Genomic DNA, 17,845 nt, shown 5'->3' with positions numbered 1-17,845 from the left:
GCACTCCCCCTGTGCAATGGAGAGGAGGAGCGCGCTATCGGAAGATTCTACAAGCTTACGGAACGATGCCGATCTTAATGATTGCCTCCGTCGAGATGAATCGGATAAAATTCGGACGGATTCCACACCATTCCGCCGCCCCAAGTAATGAAACGTTCTTTGCCATGGAAATTGCGGAAGAAGAATCCGTACAACGTATCCGTCGTGCTCGGATCGACGCCGATGCTCGCGAACGGAATCGCCTGAATCGTATTCCAGCGGTCCGTCCCCACCTCCGCGCTGACTTGCCAGATCCCGTTATAGGTCGGGTCCTGGAACGACTTGTATTCGAACTTTACTTCCCGAGGATTAGAGAAAAATCCGTAATAGGTTCCGGTCTTGTCGCCCGTCACGTAGGTTTCGACCGAGTCGTCCGCCCCGCTTCTCCACCACTCCCCGGGAGCGTCCTCGCTTACGACCATACCATCCAGATCGTTATCGAGATTTTCATAACCTACATATAGGTTTTCGTCGTCCCACAAGAGATACACTTTCGTTTCCTCCTGCACTTCATTGCGGGTACCCATCTCGCGGAACTCGGTCACGGGCTGTATGCCGGCCCAAGGCCCCGCTCCGAAGTCCAACGCATTCATAATCTGCTCTTTGCCGTAGGTCGTTTTGGACGCCGTTGCCGACAGATTAGGAAGCTCGCCCACGAGATAAACCATCGTTTCGAATGTCGTCTTGATCGGCTCGATCCTCTTCTTCGCTTGCGCGTCGGCCAGCTGCCAAGCTTCATCCAAAGCGGATTGGGCGGCATCTTTAATGCCGGCTTGAATAACGTAATGACCGATCAACTGGCTTGCCCTGGAATAGACGCCGACCGCTTGTTGATCATAGTTCCAGCCCTGCTCGATCAGCTCGTAATAAGTTCTCATCGACTCCGCAGCGGCTCCGTACGCCTTCTCCAAAAATTCGGTTTTGAGCGCCTCCAGGTCCGCATCCGGATTCCAGAACAATTGATTAATAAGCCAATATTGCAGCGCGTTGACGCCCCAGACGACCCCGTTATCCAATTGTCCTTCCGGCAGCACGCCCAATATGCCAAGATCGCGATAATATTGCACGTCCGCCTGCACCTTCTCGGCTATCGGCCTTTCATAGATGTCCGTGGCGCAGCAACCGTAGTAATTGTACATAAGAATGTTGTGCGTTTTCTGTACCCAGCTTTCGAGCTTAAGCTTATAGGAATAATTCGAATTGTTCTGATCGCTCGTATTGAAAGGAACTCTGACGTCTTCGGCAGCCGGCGCCATTACGATAATGATATTGTCCTCTAGCTCAACTTTCGGAGGAGTATCCGTAAAAAAGTAAGCAAAAGTCGTAATTTTGACGTTCGGATGGGTTGTTTTAATATCGGCTGCTATTTTATTAAGAAAAGTGAAGAAAACCGTCGACTTGTAAGCCGGATCTTCAGGTTGAACGACAAGTCCGTCAGGCGTTGTGAACGGCTGCCTGCTTAATTGCCCCTGGTCGAAAACCTGGTTATCCATAATTCCGACTCCAAGGTAATCCATGTCCTGAACGGAAAGAAGCTGCCTCATTTCATTCGCGATCACCCCGGGAACGTCCGGATGATAGAAGTTGATTTGAGAATGCTCCAACGATACGGGAACGTATTCTCCGTTGATTTCATTGTAGTAATCGGGATGATCGGCAAAATATTTCTCGTTCGGAAGCCAGAAATCAAGGTTATGACCGAGTAGAACCGGATTTAGACCCAGAGCATATTGCCGCTCCCAGTAATCGATATTTCCGATCTCGGCCAGCTTGGCGTTTAATTTGTTCCTAGCCAGCATGGACTCGCTGTCCGCGTCCGCATGAAACTCTCCCGCTTTTCCGGAACCGGTCGTATGCCATCCTCGCAGCTTAAACGGGGACTTTTCCCGATAATCGATTTTGTTCGCAACAAGGGTAGGTTGGTTCTCGTAAAGCGTTCCGAAGTCCGTCGACCTCGTCCACAGCACTCCTGCATTATCTGTAAGGAAGTCATAAACGCCGTTTAAAGCGCCTCTGGCATTCTCCCCGAAAATATAAATCCGATTCCCTGATGTTCGAATGGCAAATCCGTCCGTTCCTTGCAAATAAGCGAGATCTTCCGGAAACATCCCGGAAAGCTGCGCGTTCGTATCCGGAGTTGCCAGAATGATCCGGACGCGGTCGTCATCGCTCGCGCTTTCATTGGCGTTATCACTTCCGTCATCGTTTTCAGGTTCGGCATCGTTGCCGATTTCCGTTAACGTGACGTCGTCGATCCACAACGATTCCGTCCCCGACATGAATATATAGATCCAATTATAATCGTATACGGCGCTGGCATCGGGCGCATATTCCAACTCAATCTGCTGCCACTGATCGGTTACGTCAACAGCCGTCCTTGCTGTAACCGGGTTATTGCCGCCGCCTGCCAGTAATTCGTGAATCTCCATGTTGACGGAACCTGCCGAGGCTCCCTTCACCCATGCGCTCAGCTTATATCGCTTTCCCGGTATAAGATCCAGATCTTGCAAAGCCCTCGTAAACATATAATCCGAGCCTTGTAATTCCAGTCTTAAAGAGCGTCCTCCGTTCTTCCGTTCTTGATCGTCCCAAGTTGCCGTCGGCGAATACCAGCCATCCGGGAAGGTGCCGTTCGAATTCCCGATTTCGAATCCGGAGTTGTATAGAAGATCAAGTGAAGGTTCTTCAACGATCTCGGTTAAGATGACGTCATCCACCCACATCGATTCCGTACCGGACATGAAGAAGAAAATCCGATGATAATCGTATTGCGCATTCGCATCCGGGGAATATGGCAATTCCACGAGTTGCCACTGTTCGCTTAAAGAGGCGATCGCCCTAGCGGTGACAGGATTATTGCCCCCGTTTGCCTGCATTTCGTGAATTTCCATATTCATTTCTCCGTTACCGGTTGCCTTAACCCAAGCGCTTAATTTATAGCGTTTTCCCTGCTCCAGCTTGAGATTTTGGTCCGTGCGCGCAAACATGTAGGCAGAGCTCCCTAAATCCAGCCTTAACGAGTAGTTGCCGTCGTGCCGAACGACATTGTCTCTGCCTCCTGAAGGCGAATACCAGCCAGTCGGGCTGGTTCCGTTCGAATTAGACAATTCGAATCCGGAATTCGCGAGAAGGTTGGGATCGTAATGCACGCTTAAGGTCACCGGGCCTAACGGCGTTTCGCCTACGCTTGCCTGAATCGTAACGACATGTGCTCCGACCGGCGTTGCGCTCGCCACATACACAGCGCCGACAACGGATTTGTTCTCGTACCCGGCCAATGCCACTCCTTCAGGGAAGCTTGCCGTAATAGGGCCGACAAAGCTTTGCGTCAAGTCGACGTGTACCGGCGTTTCCTCGTTATTGACGAGATCGAGCCGGATCGGATATGTCCCGCTTTTCTTGACGTTTAGTTCGCTGACCGATAACGCCGCGCTAACGGATGATTCGGGGTTCCACTTATAAATCGGAAGCTCGGCGCCGCTAACCAGCTTTAACGTATCCTGAAGCTCCTTCGCAGCAAGCGCCATCATCTCGTTCGCCGAGGAACTCACGAAAATATCCGCTTTGGCTATACCGGATTCAACGATTGTTGCGGACGACGTTGGTTCTGGAGTTGACGTTGGTTCCGGAGAGGGCGACGGTTCCGGCGTTGACGTCGACGGAGGGGAGCCGCCGCCGCTGCCGCCCGAATTTGTAGTTGCATTCCGATTGTCCGCCGTCACAAGCTCTTTCCCAATCATAGCCGACACATTTGTTGAAAAATTCACCTTGTTGGGCCACTTGTCGAATTTAACGCCGCTTACGTTAAGCTTAGCCGTCTCAATGACTCCTTCGCCGGTAACGTTGGCTGCCGCATTAAAGATCATAAGTACAACTTTGGCGATACGACTTAGTTCGAAGCTTACCGTTCCGGTCATATGTCTAATTTCATCGAATTCTCCATCCAGAACGATTCTAGCCTCGATTTGATCGTTCGGAACGAGAATAATGACGTTCACAAATCCCTTTCCTTGCAACTTTCCTTCTTGCAAAATTCCTCCGGAAAGCATTTGAACCTCTTGAATCTCCGTTGTTCCTTCTACCACGATGCGAATCCGCGAGTTCCATTTGTCAACGATCACTGGACCCGACAGCCGGGAATTGCGAATAAGGATACTGTTTTCTCCGCCGCCCAGAACGTAAGTGGCTCCCTTTACCGTTACGCCGTCCAGCAAAATCTCTCCTTCTCCCGCACCTTGGGTAATGAATAGGTCGCCGGATACGACCATATTTTTCAGTGAGACGCCGTCTGTATTCACGACGAGATTTCCTTCAATGTCGGTATTGAAATCTCCCTTTTCTTTGATCAAAGTTCCCATAACGTTATCTATCAGTTGTACGACCTCGGAGCGCGTCATATTTGCCTTGGGATTGAATTGATGATTTCCATTCCCTTTTAAGTACCCCTTGGCTCTTAATGCCGACACGTCCGAGACGGCGTAGGAAGAGATGGATGCTGCATCCGTAAAGCCTTCGTCAGATGCTTTAACGTCCGCCTTCACCCTGAACGCTCGAGCAACGATGACCGCGGCGTCTTGACGGGTAATCGGTTTGTTAGGCTCGAACCGACTCCCGCCCGCTCCCTTGATAATGCCGGCAGCGTGAAGTCTGAAGACGTCCTGTGCGTACCAGACCTGTTCGCCGACATCCGAGAATGGATTCGCGCCGGAGCGAACGGCCGGCAAGCTGATAACCCGATTAATCAAAGCCGCAAACTCGGACCGGGTGACCGGATTATCCGGCCGATAGTCACGATCCTCGTATCCCTTGAGTAAGCCGAGTCCTATCCATTTATCCAAGACCCCCTGCGCCCAATGTTTCGAGACATACGCAGCTCCTTGCTCGGTATTGGCCTTTTCGTTTACCGCCATAGCTTGAGTCGGCATCCAGACCGATACGATCATGCTCGCGATCAACACGAGCGATAGTAAACGCTTAGAACGTAACCTTCCCACAACATCAACCCCTCTTAAATAGATTAACGAGCATACCAAAGAAGCCATAGCCGTCCATCGTTCCGCTTCTCGTCAAATCGAGGACTTGCATATGGTTCGAGCTATTCCAAACGGCCCCCCTATAGACACAAATATAAAACGCTTACAAAACAACTATAAATCACATGAATTTGCTGCGCTATTTGCCAATCTTGCTTTCCTTGACATCTGTTGCGGTGTTCTACTATCGCCGTCGAGCCGACTTCTCAATAAGCGGTTCCATACGAAAAAAACAACAGCCTCATGGGCTTCCCCTTAGAGGCTGTCATTTATTGATTGGTTAACTTCAATACTCGTATTGCTCGCTGCTCTCCCAATACCGAACGCAATCTACTCATCCCCGCTAGCCTGCAACTCGAGCTCAATCATGACGATTCCCCTTCCGGGTACATATAAGCTGAATTCCGAGCCTCGCGGATGGACCGGAACTCCGGGGAAATCGGTTAAGACGGTGATCTTGTCGATGGGACGACCCGCATCAAGATGCGCCGACTTGTAATTCATGTGCAGATTGGAAATGAGGATTCGCCAGCGATGGGGAAGCGTCTCCAGTACGGCAGCGCGAATGAATGCCTCGTTCTTCAACGACTTGGGTACGTTCGTCCGATCGATAATTCCCTCGACGCATTTGCTCAAGAACGCTTCGCTGACCGGACTGAAATAGAGGCTGTTGAGCCAGGACACTCCCTCCTTGAACCCGGAACGCTGGCGCTCCTCTTGTCGTTCGAAATCGGCGCTATGCTCCATCGCAAAAGCTTCTACCGCTTCACCGCTGCAATCCCTTGTTACGCAGAATAACCCGTTAATCTCGCAATCTATTCGCCAATTGGCGATTGTCTGGATCCGGGATATACGCTCTGTCATCCTGCCGATCAGAACGGACGAACCGTTCCGATAAGCAAGAACGCTTTGCAATTCCTCGTCGGGCAATAGATGCAGCAGAGTAACGAGAATCGGTCCATCGGTTTCGGGGATATCCTTCACGTTAACGATCGTATGCAGAGGAGCGCCTCGGGAGATCAATTCCGTCATATATTTGTGAACCGGCCAATGACGGGTTTCGGAATAATCCTCCAAAGATCGGTGAAGCAGCCGATCGGACCACACCATGCGGACACCGGCAGTCCGAAGGGGCTCTCCGTCGAACGCTCCATCCCACCGTTTGGCTATCCAATTCCATCCATCCCGGCTAATCCCATCCCCGAGACAAGCCATAAAACCTCCGGAACAGCGGCTTATCCCCGACGAATTTTGCAAATACAGGTTAGCCAAAGAGTAAATATCCCGTTCCAGCACGGTCGGCGCATGGCTCAAGGCATCCCATTGCTCGTTCGTATCTTGGATCGCATTTAAGCAGACCAGCTTCTGCTCCGGCACATAAGCTTTAATAGATAACAGCATCGCCGCAAATTCGGCACCCGGCTCGTATTCCGTTTCTCCCGCTCCGGCGGAGAGCGATGCTCCGACGGTTTCGACGACAAACCCATCGATCCCCGAATCCGAAAGCCTGCGATAATCGACGCCGTAGCGATATATCGCTTCAAAAGGATCCCTGGTCCAAGCCGTGTTCAGATAGGCCTTCTTCCCTTCCTTGCGAATGGCGGACATGATTTTGTCCCATAATCGACCCCATCGTTCGCAATGAAATCGAATCCATTCCAGACGTTTATTATTCCAAATCCAATCGGCACGCTGTTCCATATCGAGCGGATTTCCGTCGCAACGAGCTGCTAATCCTGTATGAATGTCGACTCCGGTAGCCGCGATGAACTGCTCGACCATATCATCCGAGTAATCCGTCTCCGCCAGGCTAAGCCGCGGACTGGTGTATCCGTCGGCGCCATGGTAACCGTCAAAACCATAATCCGACATTACTTTCATTAGATCTTGAACGAACAAGTCTTCATACCAGCTTCCATCCTTTAAACGCTTAAGCGGATTGATTGCCGGGAAGGCTTCTCCCGACTTCCTCATCTCGTAGAGCTCCGGATGAGCGGCGCACCATTCGCTTGCGCGCAGCGTATCTCCGACATGGAATTGATAAATATCGAAGAAGCTGCAGTAGACGTCGATTCCATGCTTCTGTAATTCCGTTACCAGACTGCGCAACTGAAAGTTGGTCCACTCTTGTCTATCGTGCAGCTTGCCGTAAGGGCGCGCACCGTAAGAGCACGCCTCCATCGGCAAATGCCACTCCGTGTCCATGCCTTTATGCGCATGCACGAAGTCGGGCGTGTATAAGAGAAGGAAGATACTTTCCGGTATGAACCCTACCGTATCTAAATAAGCGGCAACTCCATAATCGCTTTCCCGATTATCGAACCCGATTAATTCGATCCAGATCCATTTTTCATAACTCGCGGCTTTCATCTCGCACCTCTTAATTATGGGATTCGGTTATCCCTTGACGCTTCCGAGCACGATCCCTTTCACGAAAAACTTCTGCAGAAAAGGATAGACGATAAGAATCGGAAGCGCGCCCAAAAAGATTTGCGCCGCCCTCGTCGTACGTTCGGAAATTTCAAGAATGCCCGCTAAATTTTTCGGATCCATTTTCATAGGATTGCTATTGATGACCAACAACTGCAAATAAGTCGAGAGCGGATAATTTTTCGGGAAATTCATATAGATCAGTCCGTCGAACCAAGCGTTCCAATGAAAAACCATTGTAAACAAAGATACGGTGGCCAGGACCGGATAAGACATGGGCACGTACATCTTCCACAAGACGAGCCAATGTCCCGCCCCGTCCATGAAGGCCGATTCTTCGATCTCTTTGGGTAACCCCCGAAAGAAATTAAGCAGCAGAATGACATTGAATACGGAAACCGCGCTCGGAATGACGAGTGCCCAGATCGTATCGATCAAACCTGTCATGCTGACTACCATATACGTTGGAATAAGGCCGCCGCTGAACAATATCGTGAATACGAAAAACCAAGCATAATAGCTGCGAATCCTTAAATCCTTGCGTTCTTTGGAAAGCGGATAAGCGCATAGAAGCGATAAGCTCATATTGATGCTAAAACCAAGAACAAGCCGCTGGAACGTGATACCGAATGAGCTAATAAATTCTTGCTTCTGCAAAATATACTTATAAGAAGAAAAGGTCAGATCGACGGGAAGCAGTTTCACCAACCCCGCCGATGCCGCCGCGCTGGAACTAAACGAGATCGACAGCACCTGAACCAAGGGGAGCAGGCAAAGCAAGGAAAGCGCAACGAGAAAAGCGTAGTTTCCCGCGACGAACACTTTTCGGCCAACGGACACCCGATGTTGCATTGGAAACCTTCCTCTCGTCAGAAAATGCGATAGTTGACCAAACGATACGCCAAGAAATACGATATCGTGATGAGCACGAACGAAACGAACGATTTGAATAAGCCGATTGCGGTCGCAACGCCGAACTGCGCATCGAGCAAACCGATACGGTAGATTAGCGTGTCCAGAATATCCCCGCTTTGATATACGCTCGGACTGTACAGGTTAAATACCTGATCGAAACCGGCATTCAGAACGTTGCCTAAGCTTAATGTAGCCATCAGAACGATGACCGGCACCATTCCCGGCAGCGTAATATGCCACGCCTGTCTCGTATAATTCGCACCGTCCACAATAGCCGCTTCGTATAAAGACGGGTTGATACCCGTAATGGCGGCCAGAAATACGATCGTGCTAAACCCGAATTCCTTCCAGACGTCGGAGAAAATAAGCACGGCCGGAAACCATTTGTTGCTGCCCAGGAAAAAGATCGAATCCAAGCCGACCGCATTCAGAAGCTGATTAATGATTCCTTCGGAAGGCGATAAAATATCGACGAGCACGCCGCCGAGAATTACCCACGATAGAAAATGCGGCAAATAGATAAGCGTCTGAACTCCCCGTTTAATGAGCACGTGCTTCAATTCGTTTAATAAGACGGCAACTAGAATAGGTACCGCTAAGCCCAAGAGAATCTTCATAGAAGCGATGAACACGGTATTGCCGAGCACTTGCCATATATCCGGCATTTGCAGCACATAGCGAAAGTTTCCCAAACCGATCCAATCGGAGCCGAACAAGCCGTTGATGGGAATAAATTTCTGAAAGGCGATAACGAAACCGACCATCGGATAATAGCAATAGATTAATAGGATGAGCACTCCGGGTACGAGCATCAGATGCAGCGGCAGCTCGCGTTTCGTTTTCTTCATATTCATCTTGTTCATTCCTTTATTCCGAGTATCCCATCATCCCGATATAAGCTAGATTGGATTGGGCAATGTCCATCCTGCCATACTGGATAACGACTTCGATATTGCTTCTGAACCGCAGCGAATACTGGCGTTGTCTATCGAGCCGAATTCCTCCGATTTCTTCCGGGTGGTCCATTCGAATGCATTTGACCCGTTTGGCCGGCGAAGCAATTTTAATATTTTCGTCAGGATCGCGATCCTCGTAATAAATATCCATGAAGATTTCCGCATCTTCATCGTGGCAATTCAAAATCATGATCGCTTCATGGCCTTCGAAAATGTCATCGTCGACTTTGCCCTTATAAGGCAAATACCCATCGACGACGTACCAGTTTTTGGCTCCCTCTTTGCTCATGTCCAATTCTCCTTAGCAAACCGAAATCGTCGCCGATTCCTTCCAGGTTTTACTTAAATGCCTGACCAGCTTCGACATCGACTCGTATCCGGCTTCGGTTACGAGCAGACTTTCTTCGATCCGGTTGGAACCGTGCGGATGTCCGAAAAGACTCACGTCCATATTTACAGTCATTCCCGCAGCGAAAATCGCTTCGGAGTTCTCGTCCGGGTAAGGAGATTCGGCTTCCGCAAGCCCGCAGCCGTGCATAGGAGGGTACAGGTCGTATTCGGTGACGTTCATCTTTTTGAAGTACCCTTTGACCGTCCGTACCACTTCGTTCTGATTTGCCCCGGCTTTTATTTTGCTTAATGCTTGATTCTCGGCCTCGACCAGAATGTCGATAAACGCCTTTTGTTCCTCGCTCATCTCGCCTGCGACAAACGGAAAATTTACCGTAGCCACGTATCCCTCGACCTGGACCGCTAAAGCGGCCATAATCATATCTCCGTCTTCGATCACTTTGCCCGATGCTCTTCCGATAATCGTATCGACTCGCTTCCCGCTCGTTAGGAGACAGAACGGAATATTCTCCGCGCCTTGTTTCGTGCATTCTCCATAAGCAAGAGAGGCCAGTTCAAGCTCCGTCATCCCCGGCTTCGCCCGCTCGATCATAAGCTTGTAGCCCTCGTCGGCAATCCTTGCCGCTTCTTGCAAACAGGCGACTTCGCTCGCCGTCTTCGTCATTCTGAGTTTGAACAACAGATCGTTCGCATCCACGATTTCGATGTCTGCGAAGCTGTCCGCGATGACCTTCATTAAAGGCTCCGGCATCGCATCGATGCCGACGATTCCTATCCGGAGTAAGGGTTCTTTTCCCTGTATCTCCTGACGAATCTCGGTCAGGCTCGTATAGTGCGCTTGCGGATATTCGATCTTATCCGGTACGGTCACGCAAGCGAATTCCGGAAGCAGCCGCACATCCGACCAGGCGCTCATCTCGCGGCAGAACATTTCGCCTTCGGGCGCGGCGATCACGAATGGCTCGCCTGTCAGAGTAACCATGACGGCCCCTCGTTCGAACAAAGGCCAATAATTGCTCATGTAACGCAAATTTTCCTTCCTGTACTCATCGCCGTAGATCAAACAGGCCTGCATCTCGCGCTCTTTCATCAGAGTTTTTAATTTATCGACTCTTGCAGCGAATTCTTCTTTAGAAATTTTGAACATGAAACAGCGCCTCCTCAGGTTTACCTCTTTGACCTCAATCTCTGCCGTCGTCCAGAAACTCGGCCGGATTTCGGCACATTAAAATCTTAATCTGCTCGGATGTAATCCCTTCGTCTTCCATCATGGGAATAATGTTCGTAAGGACGTGGTCATACCCCCAACCGCCATACCGGTGCAAACAGGTTTTCAGGCAAACGTCGTTGGAGATTAATATTTTCGAAAGAAAGCCCGCATCAATGAGTTGCTTAATCGCTCTGACTCTCTCAATGTCTCTGGCGAAGAGTCCCCTTAAGACGCTTCTGTCCCTCTTGTCCGCATAAAATTCCTTGCCGAAATTATCGAACTCCACGTAAACGCCTAGATTAAGAAGGTCCTTTATATAATCCATCTTGATATCCACATCAATGTGATTGATACATATCTTTTCAGCCGCAGCGCCATGCTCGGTAAGAATGTTTACGACTTCATAACCGTTCGTTGCGTACAGGTCCGTATGCACATGCAAACCAAGACCGGTTTCCTTCTGAACGATCGCCGATGCGATCAGAGTTTTCTTTTCATTCGGATAGACGATCTCGCTTGTTCCGATTTCGCCTATAACGCCTGCTTTAATATCCGTTCCGTCCATACCGTATCTGATCTCCGACAATAGCTCTTCGGCGATTCCCTCCACGGTCTTCCCGTCCATGTCGCCGGGATGGGACTTGTTAATGTAGTAACCGCAGCCGGCTACGATCTTGATATCCAGCTCCCTTGATAACCCGACGAGCAAAGCGGGGTCTCTGCCGATATCGCGAAGCGTAAGATCTACGAAAGTCGTTCCGCCCGCTTTCTTAAACTTCAACAACTCGTCCCTTACGAAGCCTTCATCGTCAATTACCGCGTTGTCCAGAACCGCATACGGATTACGCATTAATTTTCCGATATTCGTGAGATCGACTTGCTCCTGCGCCAATTTCTTACGCGAGATTTCGCTAACAGTTGGTACCAGTCTTCGCAAATCGATAAAAGCGTGCTCATGCGGCAATACCCATCCCAAGCTATCCGCTCGAACGCTTCCCGTTACGGTCATAACGGACATTCCTTTTCGCCTCCTGCTTACTCGTGTTTCATACGTCCCGGGAAGCTTCTCCTCTTAAATTTCAATCGCTACGCAAGGAGGACTCCCCGGGAATGAATACGTTATCTGCTAGCTTTCCACTTAGCTACTTCATCCGTAATGGTATCCCCGCCAAGTTTCTTCCAATTCGCCACGAATTCGTCGAAAGCATCGATCGAAGACTCTCCCATTACAATTTTCGTAAACGTTTCCAGCTCCATTTTCAGCAATGTCGCTTGTTTCTCGACCATCGTCGGCGTAGGACCGGAAATAAATTCGGTCATATGGAATCCATCGTTCTTGTGGTAGTCGTAGAGTAATTCTATCGCGTCGTAGAATCGGGTATATCCCCATCCGGACTGATCGCCGTTGTTGAAATCGTTAAGCGCTTTATAGAAATTCGCTTGACCGGGATTGCTCGCCACATTCAGAAGAGATTCGTCCTGCTTCTCTAGCGCGTTCTTCACGTCCTCGTACAACTCGACGTTCTGAATGGGATTGGCCGCTTGCACCAATGCATACTGCCATTTGGCGACATCCCCATTTTGGTTCATGTCGGTGAGAGGATACTTCGTTCTATCCCATTGATAGCTGGCTGCGTTAAGCATTTTTACCGCGGCCTCCGGGTGCTCCATCCCTTTGCGAACGACGTAATATTGATTTACATTGTAAGGGGTTTGCGGCTTAGCTTTCTGATCATCGATCGATGGCAGCGCGAACGGCTTCCATTCCATTTTTTCATCCAGCGCTTTTCCGTCCAAGAACAGCAGCGGCGACCAGTCGGCGCCATAGAACATTCCCAACTTGCCTGAATTTACATTCTGGATGAATTTCTCTTTATCTTTGACTCCGAACTCGCGATCAATGTACCCGTCTTTATACAACTGCTGCAGCTTTTCTAACGCTTGCTTCATTTCAGGCTGAATGCTTCCGTATACAAGATTGCCCGATGCATCCGCAACCCAGCTTTTCGGATAGGCGTGATAACCGTTGAAGAATCCGTCCAGACCCGGTTCTAAGCCGTAGAATTCTTTAGTGGCTCCCAATCCCTGAGTATCCTTCTTATTGTTTCCGTCCGGGTCCTGATTGACAAAAGCTTCCGCGATTTTGAATACATCCTCCATCGTTTTCGGCTCGGGCAGATTAAGCTTCTCCAGCCAATCCGTACGGATCCAAAGCAGGGAAGCGAAATCGAATGAGCCCGGGTTCACCGGCAATCCCAACAGCTTGCCGTTAAACGTAGCCGATTCAAGACCAACTCCGCCATCCTTCTTTAACATCTCTTTTGCAAGAGGAGTACCGTACTTTTCGAGCGCCTCAGTTAGATCGGCTAATTGATCGGCTTCAACCAATTGATTAAATTGAATGCCATTGACGGGCATAATATCCGCCAATTGACCGGAAGCCATGGCAATGTTGAATTTCTGCTCATATTGCGTCGGATCGGAAACCCATAAATATTTCAGCTTGATTCCGAATTCGTTCTCGTATAATTTCGTCCAAGCGTTATTCTCGATCGTTTCTCCGTTTTCAAACTTCGTCGTTGAATCCAACGTTCTTATCGCCGTCACCTCGATAGGCGGATCGATCTTGCCCATCGGTTCAACCACGGTTTCTCCTCCGCTATTCGCGGCGCTTTCTTTCGAGCCGACATCCTGTGTACCCGTTGGTTGCGCGTTATTTCCTTCGTTTTGCTTCGTGCAAGCCGAAGCAAGTACAAGCATGCACACCAGTGCGGTCATCGCGATCCATTTTACGGACTTCCTCTTCATGTCGTATCCCCCTACTTATTTTTGCCTGCTCCGTAAGTATAGAAGATGGCAAATAGCGTAGCTATTTGCCATTGTTGCTTTCCTTGACATTTGTTGCGCTGATCTATTCGTCGTTAATCCGGTAACTCAGATCTCTGTACTCCTGCGGCGTCATTTTGAACGTTTTCTTGAACGAACGGTTGAATTGAGGGGCGGCTTCGTAGCCGACTCGAGTCGCGATCTCTTGAATCTTGAGATCGGATTGCGCCAGTAAATCCCTCGCTTTGTTCATCCGCTCTTCGGTGATGTAATCCGACAGCATTCTTCCGGTCATTCGCTTGTAGATACGGGATAAATAAGTCGGACTATGGTGAACGACCATAGATAACCGAGTCAGAGAGAGGTCTCCGCCGAGATGGGCCTGAACATAGTTATGAATAGTCGCGATCAGCCGTTCGCTTTGTTCTTCGGGCGCGGGTTCGCGATAGTCCAGAAGATAGTCGGCTACCGCTGCTAAGTAAGCAATGGCCTCTTCCCAACATTCGTGCGCGTCGTATTGCGTCGTTTTACCAAGATCCATTTTCATGAACAGCTCATGGAACAGCCCTACCCGAATCGCATAAGAAATCAGATTCAGCGATAAGATATGGAAGGTTTCCAGCCGATAAGGGTATTCGGGCAAAGCGACTTGATTGGCGATTTCTCCGTAAAGCCGGTGAAAGCTGTCTCGTTTCCCGCCTGCCAAATACTGCTCCAAAAGCTCGAATTGCTTTTTATTGTGTTGAGATTCCGAGAAGGGAATGTCTCGGTCGGACGCCGAACGAAGCCCAAGCTGATTCGAATCCTGGATTAATAGCTCTTGCCCGTTATACGAGCTCTGTCCGAGCAAGGCTTTCAGAAAATAAAATTGCGCGCCTGCCTGGCTCCATTCGGAAGGCTCTCGCGCCATAACAAAAGAGATTGATAGCTTCAGCAGCTGTTTGCACGTCTGTTGAACGGCTTCCAAAATGCCGTATACTCTTGTTTTCATGTGCTCGTAGGCCCAACGCTCTTCTTCCCCAACCTCTTCAAATTCACCCTTCCCCGCATAGGATTTGGGCTGCATAAACCATGCAAGCTTGCCGGATTCGAAGGTTACGGATACGCTCTCGACTGTTGGAGCCAAATATTCCTCCGCTATGTTCTGGCAAGCGCCGAGAAAGAGCGTACGATCCGCTTCGCTTGCGCCTTCCATCCATTCGTCCACTCTTCCCAAAACCAGAAATACCTTTTTGTCCGGTTTTAACAGAATCTCGGACTCTTCGAATCTTTTCTCGACTTCTTTCGAGGAGGATGACGGATCGCGCATCAAGTCGAAGAGCGTATTTCTTTGCAAAGCCGGAAGCGCAAGCTGCAATTTCTTTCTTGCCCTCAGCATATGGACGGCACCGTCTTCCGCTTTCTCCATCTCCGCGAACGCCTTTTCCACGGCGGATACAATAGCGTGGTCGTCTTCGTTCTTCAAGACGTAATCCACGACCCCGCCAGTCCTTATCGCATGACGCGCGTACTCGAATTCATTGTAGCCCGTCAGAAAAATCACTTTGCAGCGCGGCCAGCTCTCGATGATTTGCTTATGCAGTTCGATTCCGCTCATTCCCGGCATGCGAATGTCCGAAATAACGACGTCGATACGGGTTTGCTTGAGGCGATCCAGCGCCTCGTAAACGTTGTAAGCGCGATAAGCCTCCAGGTCCAGATGCGAGGTTTCCTCCAGCATACGAAAAATGCTGTTGACGATGATGGGCTCGTCGTCGACGATGAGTATTCGTTTCATATTTGCTCTCCTTTGTCGCTAGGGATATAAATTCGAACTCTTGCGCCTCCCATGGAACCCCGCCCGATCTCCAACCCGCCGCGTTCGCCGTACTTCAGCTTCAAGCGACGGTGGATATTGATCAGCCCCGTGGTTTCTCCTTCATCGGACCGGTGCAGCGCCCCGTTCAATTCGGCCAGTCGTTCTTGCGTCAACCCGGCGCCGTTATCTTCGACCGAGAAGATGAGTTTATCCGCCTCCACAGCGAACCGAATCGACAATCTCCCCTCTCGCACCACTTCTCCGAGCCCATGTTCATAAGCGTTCTCCACGAGCGGCTGCAAGATCAAACGCGGAATTAATATCCCATGGAAACTTGGCGGAAGCGGATCGAAATCTACAACAATTCGGCTTGAAAACCGCACGTTCTGAATTTCCACATACGAACGGACGTGGTTGACTTCATGCTCTAACGGAACCTCTTCCAGCCCGTTCCTCGTAATATAGTGAAAATAGTCGCCAAGATTTTTGGATATCAGTTCGGCCGTCTCGTTCTCGTCGTTCTTGATCAACCGATGTAAAATAAAAAAGCTGTTGTAGAGGAAATGAGGAGTAATTTGCATCTGCAGCTGCTTGAGTTCGGATTGTTGGAGACGGATCTTCTGCACGTAAAGCTCGTCGATCAGCGTCTTCAGATTCAGTACCGTCCTCTCGAACCGATTAAAGATATATCCGAACTCATCCTCCCGGGACGAGGAAAGCACGGCGCTGAAATCGCCCGCCTCCACGCTCCGAAAACGTCTGACCAAATTTTGAAGAGGACGGTGGATCAACAGATAAATTCCGTAGGAGAACAGAACCACAATGATAAACGAACTGGCGACAAGCAGCCAAAACCAGACGCCATACGTTTTTAATTGCCCTACGACCACGTTTTCCGGAAAGTAGAACAGGAGTGAAGCGTCCAGAAACGTCGATTTCTCATATACGGCCATATACGGTTGCTTGCCGATGTCCACCTGCATCGTAAACGCCGTCGACTCCCTCATACGCTCCGTCAACGCTTCCCTGATTTCCGCTTGCGGCGAGGTGTACTTATCGTTGGCAATTTGCCACTTATCGTTAAACAGGAGAGCCCCGCCTTCCTGCGGAAACGAATTCAAAGCGCCTGTTAGCGCTTCCATAGATAGTTCGATATTTTGAATGAACTGAGGCTCCTTCTCTGTTTTCGATAAGTTAAGCGGGTAAGTTAAATTCAGAAACAAGCGGTCTTGCCACACGGTAATCGGAATTCCGCTCGTATAGGTGGCCTTGGCGATCGCCTCCGCTTCCTCGCCGTTGCCGGACACTTCTTCCAAGCTTGAGGTCGAAACTGTGCCGTTAAGCGAGCGGATATAAACGCTAATATTTTTAATATAAATGCTGGACTCCTTCAGAGCCGTAAGTTTAAGCTTCAAGTCGTTGATCGTCTTCGTACGCTGATAATCAGATAAAATCGTCAAGGAATTGCTAAGCTGTATTAAATCCTCGTCATTAATGAAGCCTTGCTGGTTCCGAATAATTCGCTCCAATTCTTTCTCGAGCGTCGTGAAATAATAGTGAATGTTCATCGTAATCGAGCTGGAGATTTGGTTTTTGACCTCTTGCTTGCCCAGATCGTTCAGTACGAGGCTGAGCGTGAACAGCGGCAGGGTGATGATCAGAAAAGTAAGCACAAGCTTCGGAAATATCGGTATGTTATCGATTCTTCGCTTTATCGCTATCAAGACGGGCCCTCCTTTTTTTCTCCACAGTATACGACGCTCGCTATTTTTATCCAAGACAAAAAAACCGTCCCCGCTAACGATGGGCCGGTCGAATTTGCATTTTCAAACAGTCAGAGCTTCTTGAAGCGTGCCAAACAATTCGCGCAGATACAGGCTTTGTTTCGCGATTCAGCGGGAATCGCATCGAATATTTCGGGCGGAAACTCCGCTTTTGCGCACCAACAGGAACCATGCGGCCTGTCCGCAAGCTGTCCGCACGAATTGCTTTGGCCGCACAGCGGGCATTTGCCCGGGTCGATGGTTAACGCATCGTTTCCTGTCATCGCCGTCCGTCTCCCTGATAAAATGACAAAAAAAGGAGCTGTCCCATAAGCAAGGTTGCCTGGAACGATCGATATGTAAAGTAAGGTGTATATACCTCCCGGAGACTGCCTCATACGCTCCTGAAATTACCCTATAACGGGTTTACCCATTCAGATTTCGGGAGCGTATCGCATCGGAGGGAGATATATACACCTTGCACCTTTATTGTCGATTATCTTTTTCAGCAACTTGGTTGGCTT

11 protein-coding genes are annotated in these 17,845 nt (G+C 49.7%); all 11 read right to left on the bottom strand.

Translation table 11 applies throughout. The annotated features are described in order from the left end of the window. Nucleotides 1-74: 74 nt before the first annotated feature. Nucleotides 75-5,033: a DUF4838 domain-containing protein gene (locus DFP98_RS09065; protein WP_181917578.1), complete on the bottom strand. Its 4,959-nt coding sequence runs from the start codon at nt 5,031-5,033 to the stop codon at nt 75-77. Nucleotides 5,034-5,402: 369 nt separating this feature from the next. Further along, a complete protein-coding gene (locus tag DFP98_RS09060; protein ID WP_116060244.1) occupies nt 5,403-7,442 on the bottom strand; it encodes a hypothetical protein in 2,040 nt (679 codons plus the stop codon). A 27-nt stretch (nt 7,443-7,469) separates the two neighbouring features. Next, the gene (locus tag DFP98_RS09055) at nt 7,470-8,354 is read right to left on the bottom strand and encodes a carbohydrate ABC transporter permease (protein WP_116060243.1); all 885 of its coding nucleotides are present in this window, start codon (nt 8,352-8,354) and stop codon (nt 7,470-7,472) included. A 17-nt stretch (nt 8,355-8,371) separates the two neighbouring features. Further along, on the bottom strand, nt 8,372-9,271 hold the full coding sequence (locus DFP98_RS09050; RefSeq protein WP_209074217.1) for an ABC transporter permease: 900 nt from the start codon (nt 9,269-9,271) through the stop codon (nt 8,372-8,374). Nucleotides 9,272-9,284: 13 nt separating this feature from the next. Further along, nucleotides 9,285-9,662 carry a sensory rhodopsin transducer gene (locus DFP98_RS09045; protein WP_116060241.1) on the bottom strand — a complete coding sequence of 126 codons (378 nt, stop codon included), beginning with the start codon at nt 9,660-9,662 and terminating at the stop codon, nt 9,285-9,287. A gap of 12 nt (nt 9,663-9,674) precedes the next feature. Continuing rightward, nucleotides 9,675-10,871, bottom strand: coding sequence for a M24 family metallopeptidase (locus DFP98_RS09040; RefSeq protein WP_116060240.1), 1,197 nt, complete (start codon nt 10,869-10,871; stop codon nt 9,675-9,677). 34 nt (nt 10,872-10,905) lie between these two features. Then, a complete protein-coding gene (locus DFP98_RS09035) occupies nt 10,906-11,952 on the bottom strand; it encodes a phosphotriesterase family protein (protein WP_116060239.1) in 1,047 nt (348 codons plus the stop codon). 101 nt (nt 11,953-12,053) lie between these two features. Further along, nucleotides 12,054-13,742 carry an extracellular solute-binding protein gene (locus tag DFP98_RS09030; protein WP_116060238.1) on the bottom strand — a complete coding sequence of 563 codons (1,689 nt, stop codon included), beginning with the start codon at nt 13,740-13,742 and terminating at the stop codon, nt 12,054-12,056. 103 nt (nt 13,743-13,845) lie between these two features. Next, nucleotides 13,846-15,537 carry a response regulator gene (locus DFP98_RS09025; RefSeq protein WP_116060237.1) on the bottom strand — a complete coding sequence of 564 codons (1,692 nt, stop codon included), beginning with the start codon at nt 15,535-15,537 and terminating at the stop codon, nt 13,846-13,848. Further along, nucleotides 15,534-17,282, bottom strand: a complete 1,749-nt coding sequence (locus DFP98_RS09020) for a sensor histidine kinase (RefSeq protein WP_116060236.1) — start codon at nt 17,280-17,282, stop codon at nt 15,534-15,536. Before DFP98_RS09020 ends, DFP98_RS09025 begins: the two co-directional genes overlap by 4 nt. A 110-nt stretch (nt 17,283-17,392) precedes the next feature. Beyond that, nucleotides 17,393-17,605, bottom strand: coding sequence for a cysteine-rich CWC family protein (locus tag DFP98_RS09015; RefSeq protein WP_116060235.1), 213 nt, complete (start codon nt 17,603-17,605; stop codon nt 17,393-17,395). Between the last annotated feature and the right edge of the window lie 240 nt (nt 17,606-17,845).

This window comes from Cohnella phaseoli (assembly GCF_003386235.1).
Classification (GTDB): domain Bacteria; phylum Bacillota; class Bacilli; order Paenibacillales; family Paenibacillaceae; genus Cohnella; species Cohnella phaseoli.
Note: the sequence above shows the minus strand (reverse complement) of the source record. Positions and strands in the feature narration are given on the sequence as shown.